At 62.1% G+C, this 10,459-nt stretch carries 11 protein-coding genes and 1 riboswitch; of the genes, 9 read left to right on the plus strand and 2 right to left on the minus strand.

The genetic code is table 11. The features are described from left to right. The first annotated feature begins 106 nt into the window (after positions 1 to 106). The 9 genes from K4G67_RS13635 (at position 107) to cobD (ending at position 9,450) form a co-directional block, all read left to right on the plus strand. Positions 107 to 529 carry a histidine phosphatase family protein gene (locus K4G67_RS13635; RefSeq protein WP_239806911.1) on the plus strand — a complete coding sequence of 141 codons (423 nt, stop codon included), beginning with the start codon at positions 107 to 109 and terminating at the stop codon, positions 527 to 529. Continuing rightward, a complete protein-coding gene (gene cobO / locus K4G67_RS13640; RefSeq protein ID WP_239806912.1) occupies positions 526 to 1,131 on the plus strand; it encodes a cob(I)yrinic acid a,c-diamide adenosyltransferase in 606 nt (201 codons plus the stop codon). Before K4G67_RS13635 ends, cobO begins: the two co-directional genes overlap by 4 nt. A 32-nt stretch (positions 1,132 to 1,163) precedes the next feature. After that, positions 1,164 to 1,373: riboswitch (cobalamin riboswitch) on the plus strand. A 161-nt stretch (positions 1,374 to 1,534) separates the two neighbouring features. After that, on the plus strand, positions 1,535 to 3,463 hold the full coding sequence (locus K4G67_RS13645) for a TonB-dependent receptor plug domain-containing protein (protein ID WP_239806913.1): 1,929 nt from the start codon (positions 1,535 to 1,537) through the stop codon (positions 3,461 to 3,463). A gap of 3 nt (positions 3,464 to 3,466) precedes the next feature. Then, entirely contained in the window at positions 3,467 to 4,297 is an 831-nt protein-coding gene (locus K4G67_RS13650) for an ABC transporter substrate-binding protein (protein WP_239806914.1), read from the plus strand. Beyond that, entirely contained in the window at positions 4,294 to 5,271 is a 978-nt protein-coding gene (locus K4G67_RS13655) for a FecCD family ABC transporter permease (protein WP_239806915.1), read from the plus strand. Before K4G67_RS13650 ends, K4G67_RS13655 begins: the two co-directional genes overlap by 4 nt. 41 nt (positions 5,272 to 5,312) lie before the next feature. Beyond that, positions 5,313 to 6,041, plus strand: coding sequence for an ABC transporter ATP-binding protein (locus K4G67_RS13660; RefSeq protein WP_239806916.1), 729 nt, complete (start codon positions 5,313 to 5,315; stop codon positions 6,039 to 6,041). A gap of 6 nt (positions 6,042 to 6,047) precedes the next feature. Beyond that, complete coding sequence (locus K4G67_RS13665; protein WP_239806917.1) at positions 6,048 to 7,508, plus strand: cobyric acid synthase; 1,461 nt, start codon at positions 6,048 to 6,050, stop codon at positions 7,506 to 7,508. A gap of 14 nt (positions 7,509 to 7,522) precedes the next feature. After that, a complete protein-coding gene (cbiB, locus tag K4G67_RS13670) occupies positions 7,523 to 8,452 on the plus strand; it encodes an adenosylcobinamide-phosphate synthase CbiB (RefSeq protein WP_239806918.1) in 930 nt (309 codons plus the stop codon). After that, on the plus strand, positions 8,449 to 9,450 hold the full coding sequence (gene cobD, locus K4G67_RS13675; protein WP_239806919.1) for a threonine-phosphate decarboxylase CobD: 1,002 nt from the start codon (positions 8,449 to 8,451) through the stop codon (positions 9,448 to 9,450). Before cbiB ends, cobD begins: the two co-directional genes overlap by 4 nt. Here the strand turns inward: cobD and cobU are convergent. Both cobU and K4G67_RS13685 read right to left on the minus strand, forming a co-directional pair. Continuing rightward, on the minus strand, positions 9,440 to 9,946 hold the full coding sequence (cobU, locus tag K4G67_RS13680; protein ID WP_239806920.1) for a bifunctional adenosylcobinamide kinase/adenosylcobinamide-phosphate guanylyltransferase: 507 nt from the start codon (positions 9,944 to 9,946) through the stop codon (positions 9,440 to 9,442). The two genes, cobD and cobU, sit on opposite strands and share 11 nt — an antisense overlap. After that, positions 9,943 to 10,137: a DUF1289 domain-containing protein gene (locus K4G67_RS13685; protein ID WP_239806921.1), complete on the minus strand. Its 195-nt coding sequence runs from the start codon at positions 10,135 to 10,137 to the stop codon at positions 9,943 to 9,945. Before K4G67_RS13685 ends, cobU begins: the two co-directional genes overlap by 4 nt. Positions 10,138 to 10,459 lie beyond the last annotated feature (322 nt).

The raw sequence follows: 10,459 nt of genomic DNA on the forward strand, positions 1-10,459 counted from the left end.
GGCGTGCGCCTTGATCAATCAGGCACCGCCACATCGCCGTCCGAACAACACGAAGCGGTAGCCTCATGAATAGGACGGGTTAGACGACGGACGCTTCAGCGCTCTGATGAACGCATTGCCTGGAAGCTTCGCGCGGATCGACAGCAGCCCGTTGATCCGATGCACCGCGCTGGCTGAGCGGTTGGCCGTGTATTTCGACCTTCCGGTCCATGCCGACCCGAGGCTAATGGAAATCGATTTTGGGAACTGGGAAATGCTGCCGTGGGACGCCATTTCGCGCAGTGAAATCGATGCGTGGGCACAAGATGTCGAAGGTGCGCGACCCCATGGGGGGGAGAGTGTTGCACAGATGATCGAAAGAGTGCGAGCTTATCTGCGCGACGCGGCAGATTTTGGTGGTGACATCCTTGCCGTCACACATCTTGGTGTTGTCCGTTGCGTTGCCGCAGCTCTTGGCCGACCGAACCCATTTGAAATGGAACTCGGCTTCGGCCAGTCCCTCACCATTGAACCAAAAGAGGTCGTATGAGCGAGACCAATAGCGATACGCACAAGCAAAAGATGAAGGAGCTGCAGGCCGCGCAAGCGAAGCGGCGCCGGGAGCTCACGGATCCTGAGCGCGGCCTCGTGCTGGTCCACACCGGTAATGGCAAGGGCAAGTCGAGCTCGGCCTTCGGAGTGATCGCCCGCGCGCTGGGTTGGGGACAGAAAGTCGCGGTGGTGCAATTCATCAAGGGAAAGTGGAAGACGGGCGAAAAGCAGTTTTTCGCGCGCTTTCCCGATCTCGTCGATTGGCACGTCATGGGCGATGGTTTCACATGGGACACACAAGACAAGGATCGCGATATCGAAGCCGCGGAGAAAGCTCTCTCCAAGGCCGGTGAACTCATCGCAAGCGGTGACTACGCTCTAGTCGTGCTCGACGAAATTAACATTGCGCTGCGCTACGAATACCTGACGCCCGCAAAAGCGATCGAAGTGCTCGAAGGCCGGGGCGATACCCGGATCATCCTGACCGGGCGGGACGCGAAGCCCGAACTGATCGACTATGCCGACACTGTCACCGAAATGGCCGAAATCAAGCACGCCTATCATGCCGGGATCCGCGCGCAGCAGGGCATCGACTTCTAGCAGGCAAGGATTGACAGCAACGGACCAAGCGAGCATTGGCGCGAACAGACGGTGCTGCAGGTGCGAAATCACCTGAAGCTAAGAGGGAAGCCGGTGCGATACCGGCGCTGTGCCCGCAACTGTGAGCCAGAAGTCCCGAACCAACATGTCACTGGCTAAACCCTTCACTGGGTGGCGCCGGGAAGACGGTTCGAAGACGTTGATCGGCAAGCCAGGAGACCTGCCGTCGCGTCGTTCGTCCGGGGCCGGGTCCAGCCCCTTGGGACAGGAAAGTTCTTTTCCGAAGTAACGACAGTCAGGCCGGTTTCCGGAGTCGCGGCTCGGTGCGAGCCGCGGCGGGCCATCTGTCGAGTTGACCATGCGGGCACCGGGGCCTCCGCGTGGGATGGCTTTGGATATGTTAATGAAATCCGCATTCTATTTGTCCGTCGCGGCATCGTCCGTGGCACTGTGTTCGACTGGAGCCTTTGCCCAGTCGGTCGATCTTCTTGAAGACGAGGAAGTGAACTCCGAAACGATCGTGGTCACGGCCAACCGCACCGAACGTGCGATCAGCCAAGTTGGCGAATCGGTTACCGTGGTCGAGGAAGAGGAGATCGTAAACCGCCAGCCGAGTGAAGTGCTCGACATCCTGCGCACAGTCCCGGGCGTCACCTTCAACCGCAATGGCGGCATCGGAACCAACACAGGCGTCTCGATCCGTGGTGCCGAGAGCGACCAGACCGTCGTGCTGATCGACGGGGTCAAGCTCAACGACCCCTCTTCGACCGGTGGCGGCTTCAACTTCGGTCCTGCCCTGACAGGCAATATCGCACGGGTCGAAGTGGTGCGTGGTTCGCAAAGCGTCCTTTACGGCAGCCAGGCTATCGGCGGCGTCGTGAACCTCATCACCCGCGAACCGACCGAGGAGCTCGGGGTGTTCGCTCGCGCGGAATATGGGGAGCGCGATACTGCGGAGCTCGTCGGCAATGTGTCGGGAAGGTTTGGTCCCGTAGGCCTTAGTGTCGGCGGCAATTACTATCGCACCGATGGCATTTCGGCATTCAGCGAAGCGCGCGGCGGCACCGAGCCGGACGGCTTTGAAAGCCTGGGTGCCAACGCCAAGCTCGATATTGCGCTGGGTGAGAATTTCTCGATCGATCTGCGAGGTTTCTATGCCGACAGCGAGGTCGAGATCGACGGCTTCACCGCTACCGGCCTGGGGGACACCAACGAGGTTTCCTATCGGGAAGATTTGGTCGGCTATGCGGGCATCAACGCCGACTTTCTGGACGGGCGTTTTCGCAATCGACTGGGTATCGCCTACACCCGGATCGACCGCAGGAATTTCAGCTTTGATACGGATTCCGAGACCTTTGATGCCTTCGGCGAGAACGTGCGCTATGAATATCAGGGCGTGTTCGACGCAGCCGAGATTGCGACGCTGGTGTTCGGTGCCGAGCGTGAGGAATCGGAATATCGCAGTTCCAGTTTCGGTGCTCCTGCGACCGGCGACGACGTGTGGATCAATTCGGTCTACGGACAGCTGAACCTGACTCCGATCGAGGGGCTCTCGCTGACAGGCGGCGTTCGCTACGACGATCACGAAACCTACGGCAACAACACGACCTTCGCTGCCAGTGGTGCTTATTCGCCCAACGGCGGCGATACCGTGTTGCGCGGTAGTTTCGGCGAAGGTTTCAAGGCGCCCGCGTTGTTCCAACTGTTCAGCGATTTCGGGAATACCGCGCTAGAACCCGAGGAGTCCGAAAGCTGGGATATCGGCATCACGCACAGCTTCCTCGATCGCCGCGCCCAGATCGGCGTCACTTACTTCGAACGCGATGCCGAGAACCTCATCGCTTTCGTCGGCTGCACCGGCAATCCCATCCCAGCGTGCCAGGATCCCGCCAATCCCCGCCCTTCCGGAACATACGACAATATCGCGCTGGCCAGCGCTGACGGCTGGGAGTTTGGCCTTGCGCTTCGTCCGGTCGACGGCTTCGATGTCGCGCTGAACTACACCACGATCGATGCCCGCAACGACATCACCGGCAATCGCCTGCCGCGCCGCGCCGAAGACACGATCAGTCTGGTCGCGGACTACCGCATGGAGAACGGCATCGGCATCGGTGCCACCGTGTTCGTGGCGGGCGACAGCTTCGACAATGCCACCAACACCACCCGCCTCGATGGCTATGTGGTGACCGATATTCGGGCGAGCTTTGGCCTTACCGAGCAGATCGAAATTTTCGGTCGGATAGAGAACCTATTCGACGAGCAGTATGAAACGATCTTCCGCTACGGCCAACCTGGTCGTGCGGTGTTCGGCGGCGTGCGCTACCGGATGTAATCGATGGTTCGGACGATCCCCGCGGCGCTGGCGTGCCTTTTGCTCTGTGCCTGTTCACAGGTGGCGGAGCGAGGAGCGGAGGCGCCGCGACGGATCGTCAGCCTCGACTATTGCGCCGACCAGTATGTCCTGAAGTTCGCGGATCGAGAGGATATCCTCGCGCTTTCGCCCGATGCGGGGAAGCGCTTCTCCTACATGCGGGCGGAGGCGGCAGGGATTCCCACGGTCCGTCCGCGCACTGCGGATGTTCTGGCGCTGCAGCCCGATCTGGTGGTGCGAACATATGGCGGTGGGCACGATATCGCCGACTTCATGCAGGAACCGGGCGTGCCGGTCGTGCAGATTGGCTTCCCCCAATCGATTGCCGAAGTGCGGGACGAAGTGCTGCGCGTGGGGACCGAACTGGATAAGCCGAATGAGGCCGCAGCACTCGTCGCCGAGATGGATCGGCGACTGAAGGCGCTGGCCGATCGGCCCAGTCCCCCTCGCGAAGTCCTCTACATGACACCCGCTGGTGTGACGGCTGGAGAAGGAACACTCGTGCATGAACTGTTTGTCGCGGCCGGCCTCAGGAATTTTCAGGACCGTGCCGGTTGGAACCCCCTTCCGCTCGAACGCCTCGCATACGAGCGCCCCGACCTGATCGCGGCTGCCTTTTTCGAAAGCGCGACCAACCATGTCGACAACTGGAGTGCGGCGCGCCATCCGGTGGCGCGGGCGCAGTTGCGCGAACTGCCGGTCGTCCCGCTGGAGGGGTCTTGGACCTCGTGCGGCGGTTGGTTCTTGCTAGACGCGGTCGAAGCTTTGGCGAAAGCGGGGGAGAACACGCGATGAATCGGCCGGTGTCCATCCTGCTGGCAAGCCTGATGGGTGCATTGGTCCTTTCGGTCGCGCTCGGATCGGTGCCCTTGCCTCTCGACCGGGTGCTCGCTGCTCTCGCATTTCAATCGAGTCAGGGTGACGAGCTGGTCGTCTGGCAAATCCGCCTGCCGCGCGCGCTCGCTGCCGCGTTCGTCGGCGCGGCACTGGGAATGAGCGGGGCAGCCCTGCAGGGCCTTCTGCGCAACCCGCTGGCCGAGCCGGGCATTCTCGGCGTGTCCGCCACTGCCGCGCTCTTCGCGACTTTCGTGCTTTATTTCGGTCTCGTGACCGCAGGCCCACTCGTCTTGCCTTTGGCTGCAGTCGCGGGTGCCCTGATCGCGACATTGCTGGTCGCGCTGGCTGCGGTCCGCACCCGCTCCGTGGTCACGCTGATCCTGATTGGTGTCGGCCTCTCGAGTTTCTCGGCGGCAATCATGGCGCTGCTGATGAACCTTGCGCCCAACCCCTTCAGCCTTGCCGACATGGTCAACTGGATGCTCGGCACGGTGGACAATCGCAGCTTCGACGATCTTGTATTCGCGCTGCCCTTCATGGCGATCGGGGCGGTGGTGCTGCTCGCGTCGCGCCGGGGCCTGTCCGCACTCGCTCTGGGAGACGAGGCGGCCGAAGGAATGGGGTTGGACCTCAAGCGACAGCGGCTGGCGGTGATCATCGGTGCCGGGCTGGCGACAGGCGCCGCGGTGGCGTTGGCCGGTGCGATCGGTTTCGTCGGGATCGTCGCGCCGCATCTGGTGCGGCCCTTCCTGCGCTACGATCCGGCGCGCCTGCTGGTGCCATCGTCACTGCTTGGCGCGCTCATCCTCGTGCTGGCCGATATCGGCGTGCGGGTGCTCCCGACCGATAGCGAACTCAAGCTGGGCGTGGTCGCATCGCTCCTCGGCGCTCCGGTGTTCATCTGGATCGCCGCGCGACGGAAATTGGCATGAGCGTTCTGCAGACAAGCAATCTGAGCTATGCGGTGGACGCCATGCCGCTGGTCGTCGACGCTGGATTCTCACTGAGAACAGGAGAACTCATCGCGCTGATCGGTCCCAATGGGTCCGGTAAGACGACGCTGCTGCGCCTCGCGCTTGGGCTGTTGTCAGCCGATATGGGCGCGACGTCGATCGATGGCAAACCAATCGCTTCGCTCACGCCGGTCGAGCGTGCACGCAAGATGGCCTACCTGCCGCAGGCCCGTCCGCTGGTCTGGCCGCAACCGGTTCGCGACGTCGTTTCGCTCGGGCGGTTTGCCTATGGCGCGGCGCTGGGGCGACTGTCGGACAGCGACGAGGCGGCGGTTTCGCAGGCGATCAGCGCCTGCCATCTTGATGGTTTCGAAGAGCGGGCAGCGGATACCCTTTCGGGTGGCGAACTGGCCCGTGTGCATCTGGCGCGTGCGCTGGCTGCCGAGACACCACTCCTTATTGCCGACGAGCCGGTTGCCGCGCTCGATCCGCGCTACCAGCATCAGACGATGCGTTTGTTTGCCTTGATGGCGCGGGTCGGGCGCGGAGTGCTGACGGTAGTCCACGATCTCGATCTCACATTGCGCTATGCGACCCGAGTTCTCTGGATGCACGACGGGCGGATCGTCGCCGACGGTAGTCCGGCCGAGACATTCACGAGCGAGCGCTTGCGCAATGTGTTCGGGATCGAGGCGGAGATTGTTCGCAATGGCGCGCGTATCCGGCTCGACATCTTCGGCCCCGCCTAACGCAGGATGACTGGTCGCGCGATCATGCTTCAGGGCACTGGGTCGGATGTCGGCAAATCGCTGCTCGTGGCGGGGCTTTGCCGGATCGCACGGCGCCGGGGTGTCGATGTGGCACCTTTCAAGCCGCAGAACATGTCGAACAACGCGGCGGCCTGTCCCGGTGGAGGCGAAATCGGTCGCGCGCAAGCGCTCCAGGCACGTGCAGCGGGGCTGGAGCCGTCGACCGACATGAACCCCGTGCTCCTCAAGCCCGAAAGCGATCGGCGCGCGCAGGTCGTCCTGAATGGCAAAGCACTGCGCAGCGAGGAAGCGGCGGCGTATATGGCCAGCCGGGGAAGCCTTCTTCCCACTGTGATCGACGCGTTCTACCGGCTGAAAATGGCGCACGATCTCGTTATCGTGGAGGGTGCGGGCAGCCCGGCGGAGGTGAACCTGCGCAAGGGCGACATCGCCAATATGGGCTTCGCGCGCGCAGCCGACGTTCCCGTGGTGCTTGTTGGCGACATCGATCGCGGCGGGGTCATCGCCTCGCTGGTCGGCACCCGAGCCGTCATTGAGACCGACGATGCCGAGATGATCGCAGGCTTCGTCATCAATCGCTTCCGCGGCGACCAGGCCCTGTTTGAAGATGGCGTGCGTTTCATCGAAGACCGCACCGGCTGGCGAAGTTTCGGCATCGTGCCGTGGCTGCCCTGTGCTGCGCGGCTGCCCGCTGAAGACGCTGTGGTTCTTGGACAAGCGAAACCGAAACACGGGGCCATCCTAATCGCCGTGCCAATGCTGTCGCGGATCAGCAATTTCGATGACCTTGATCCGCTTCGTGCCGAGCCGGATGTAGAGGTCCGCTTCATTCCTCCCGGCCAGCCTTTCCCGCGCGATTCCGATGCAGTCATCCTCGCGGGCACCAAGTCGACCTTGGCCGACATAGCAGTGCTGCGGAGTGAGGGGTGGGATCACGACATCATTGCCGCCTGGCGCACCGGCGCGCGCATCGTCGGCCTGTGCGGTGGCTTTCAGATGCTGGGCAATCGGATCGAGGACGCCGACGCCGCGGATGGATTGGCTGGGTCAGCGGATGGCCTGGGCCTGTTCGACATGAGGACGGCGATGACCCGCAAGAAAGTGGTTCGCCCCATCAGCGGGACCACAATCGCCGATCATGACGCGGTGACAGGATACGAGATTCATACCGGTCTTTCACAGGGGCCTGCGCTGGAGAATCCCTTCTCTCGCTTGGAAGACGGCGCTTTTGATGGTGCGGTCGCGGCGGGCGGACGTTTGATCGGCACCTATCTTCACGGTGTGTTTGCGAGCGATGGTTTCCGTTCGCGTTGGCTCGAGCGATTGCGCAGCGGCCGGAACAGCACGCTCGACTACGAAGACAGTGTCGAAATTGCGCTGGATGAACTGGCCGATGGGATCGAAGCGGCCCTCGACGTAGATGCATTGCTGGCGCTTGCGCGGTGACCGCGGCATGGATCATGGTGGCAGGTCTTGCGATTGAAGCCGTGGTCGGCTGGCCCGAAGCGGTGGACAAGCGGATCGGGCATCCTATCCGCTGGTTCGGCTGGCTGGTCGAACGGACAGAGCGTCTGGGCAATCGCCAATCATGGAGCAGGTCGGCGCGGATCGCGACGGGCGGTTTTGTTGCTCTGTTTGTGGTGGCGCTTGCAGGCTGGATCGGTCTGGGCATCCAGCTGTTTCTGCCAGCCGGATGGCTAGGGCTAGCCCTGATGGCCCTCATCGCCTCCAGCCTGATTGCAGCGCGCTCGCTGCACGATCACGTCGCGGATGTCTCCGAGGCGTTCGACGCTGCGGGGATCGCTACTGCGCGGTATTCGTTGAGCCGCATCGTCGGACGTGCGACCGTTGACTTGGACGAGCCCGCCATCGCCCGCGCCGCCATCGAAAGCCTCGCCGAGAACACTTCGGATGGCGTCACCGCACCCTTGTTCTGGGGCGCGCTGTTCGGCTTGCCGGGGCTGTTTGCCTACAAGGCGATCAACACGCTCGATTCGATGATCGGCCATCGCAGTGCGCGCTACGAAGCGTTCGGCAAGGTAGCCGCCCGGCTCGACGATCTTGCCAACCTGATCCCTGCACGCCTGACGGGCATTCTTTTCGCGCTCTGTGCCGGTTCGGGCCGGGCTATACAGGTCATGTTTCGGGACGCCGGCAGGCACCGTTCTCCCAATGCAGGGTGGCCGGAGTCGGCGATGGCGGGAGCGCTCGGCATCAGGCTGTCGGGCCCGCGGACCTATGGCGAAACGACGAGTAACGAGCCTTGGCTAAATTCAGGAGCAAGAGACCCATCTGGAGCCGATATTCGCCACGCCTTGGAACTCTATCGGAGGGTGGTGATCGCCATAGCGTTCATCCTGGCTCTGCTGGGTTGGGCCGACCTGACATGATCGATTCGAACCTCGTGTCAGGCCATGGCGGACGGATCGACGCGATGGCACGCGCATTTCCCGGCGCACCTCTGCCATGGATAGACCTGTCGACCGGTATCAATCCGTGCCCTTATCCGTTGCCATCGATCTCATCCGATGCATGGGAGCGCTTACCGGGCGAGGCGGCGCGCGCTCTCTGCGAAAGCACCATGGCAAAGTCGTTCGGATGCCATCCGTCTTTTTGCCGCGCGGTCGCCGGAACGGAAGTCGTCATCCGCCAGCTACCCTCGATCCTACGTGCTCAGAGCGTAGCCGTGCGCGCTCGCAGCTATGCAGATCATGCGGAAAGCTGGCGACTGGCGGGGGCGAAGGTGGTCACGCATTCCGATCCCTTGGCATTGGCCGGGGAGGCTGATGTCGTAGTAATCGTGAACCCCAACAACCCCGATGGGCATCGTTGGCCCGTCGAAGCCATTGAGGCAGCGCGCGCCGAACTCGCCCGACGTGGCGGCTGGCTGATCGTCGACGAAGCTTATGCCGATCTCGATCCCACGCTCAGCGCGGCTCCCTTTGCTGGCCGGCCGGGACTTATCATCTTGCGATCATTCGGGAAGTTTTTCGGGCTCGCAGGCGTGCGCTTGGGTGCCGTTCTGGCTGCGCAAAAAATCTTGTGCAGCATCGAAGATCGCCTCGGTGGATGGGACGTCTCAGGCCCTGCGCTGGAGATCGGTGCCGCAGCCTATGCAGACCATGAGTGGCAAGCGGCCACACGCGAAAATCTTGCTCAGCGGACGCTGGAGATGCGCGCTCTTATCGCTAGCTCGGCGTTGGACGATATTGGCGGAACCGACCTGTTCCGGTTTGCCAGGGCACCGGACGCGAATGTGCTCTGGCGGCAAGTTGCAGAACAGGGAATCGCCGTGCGCCGTTTCGTCGGGGATTCGCATCACCTCCGCATTGGATTGCCGGCCGACACGATCGCGATTTCACGGCTTGCGAGAGGGCTCAACCCTTGAGACGAAAGGCCAGTCCAGCGACGACAAGGTCGACCGTGTCGGAAATCTCCGCGAGCCGCTGGTTAAGCCGTCCCTGTTCGTCGCGAAAATCGCGCGCGAGCCGATTTTCCGGGACAATGCCCGAGCCGACTTCGTTGCTAACCAGCACGACATTCGTCTTAGCCCGCGCAATACTCTCGACCAGCGCGTCAACTTCCCTGTCGGTGTCGAGTTCGGCCAGCATCACGTTCGAGAGCCACAAGGTGCAGCAATCGACGAGCACAGTGCCTTCGTTGACCGACGTAATCGCACGAGCGAGTTCGATCGGTGCCTCGATTGTGTGCCAGAAGTCGGCACGTTCCTCGCGATGCTGACGGATACGCTCGGTCATTTCATCGTCATACGCCTGCGCGGTGGCGATGAACTTGTGAGGTCCCTCCATGCCGCCGCATATCGAAAGAGCATGGCGGCTCTTGCCCGATCGAGCACCACCGAGAATCAGATGAACCGTGCTCATAGAGTGAAGCCCTCGACCCTTCGCCTCGCAGCGGCCTGTATCACGGCTCGCCTTTGGTCAGGTGACATTGCGGACCACTTCACAATCTCATCGAGCGTCCGGCCACAGCCCGTGCAGACATTTCCGTTTGCCGACAGTCGACATATCTTCCGACATGGCGATTGCGGGTCCTCAATGGTCGTTGCAGGCATGCGAATGGCCCTAACTCGTGTTGCCCGGGCTGGCAAAAGTGAACGGAGCTTTGCGGTAAGCGGATGATGAGGCGACTTGTCAGCTACGAAGACCTTCTCTCATGCATGACGCGAGACGAGAGGGATTATCATGCCACGCTCGACTGGAAAGCGTTGCTGGACCTCTCTCCAATTCTAAAGCTACGCCGGAAGGAAGCGCGCGCTTCGCTGCGGAGATACTTGACCGGATTGCATGGTGCTAACCCGTCCTATTCATGAGGCTACCGCTTCGTGTTGTTCGGACGGCGATGTGGCGGTGCCTGATTGATCAAGGCGCACGCCT

Source organism: Croceicoccus hydrothermalis (genome assembly GCF_022378335.1).
GTDB classification, from domain to species: domain Bacteria; phylum Pseudomonadota; class Alphaproteobacteria; order Sphingomonadales; family Sphingomonadaceae; genus Croceicoccus; species Croceicoccus hydrothermalis.